Annotated in this window: 1 protein-coding gene; it reads left to right on the forward strand. The window is 66.3% G+C overall.

Annotated elements, in window-relative coordinates; all coding sequences use genetic code 11:
• A partial coding sequence (locus tag NBA72_RS24135) for a sodium ion-translocating decarboxylase subunit beta (RefSeq protein ID WP_139774226.1) occupies positions 1-704 on the forward strand: 704 nt, incomplete at its 3' end.

Consider the following 704-nt stretch of genomic DNA (forward strand, 5'->3'; position numbering starts at 1 on the left):
ATGGAAAGTCTGAACGCCCTGCTTCAGGGCATGGGGCTGATGCACCTTGGCGCAGGCCAGGCCATCATGCTGCTGGTGAGCCTGCTGCTGCTGTGGCTGGCGATTGCGAAGAAGTTCGAGCCGTTACTGCTGCTGCCAATTGGCTTCGGCGGCCTGCTCTCCAATATCCCGGAAGCGGGTATGGCGCTGACCGCGCTGGAAAGCCTGCTGGCGCACCACGACGCCGGGCAGCTGGCGGTGATTGCCGCGAAGCTGAACTGCGCGCCGGACGTGCACGCCATTAAAGAGGCATTAGCGCTGGCGCTGCCGTCGGTGCAGAGCCAGATGGAGAACCTGGCGGTGGACATGGGCTACACGCCGGGGGTGCTGGCGCTGTTCTACAAAGTGGCGATTGGCTCCGGTGTCGCGCCGCTGGTCATCTTTATGGGCGTCGGCGCGATGACCGACTTCGGCCCGCTGCTGGCCAACCCGCGCACCCTGCTGCTCGGCGCGGCGGCGCAGTTCGGTATCTTCGCCACCGTGCTGGGGGCGCTGACGCTGAACTACTTCGGCCTTATCAGCTTCACCCTGCCGCAGGCGGCGGCCATCGGCATTATCGGCGGCGCGGACGGCCCGACGGCGATTTACCTGTCGGGCAAGCTGGCGCCGGAGCTGCTGGGGGCCATCGCGGTGGCGGCGTACTCGTATATGGCGCTGGTGCCGTT

Source organism: Salmonella sp. NW1250, assembly GCF_051812965.1.
In the GTDB taxonomy this organism is placed as follows: Bacteria; Pseudomonadota; Gammaproteobacteria; order Enterobacterales; family Enterobacteriaceae; genus Salmonella; species Salmonella enterica.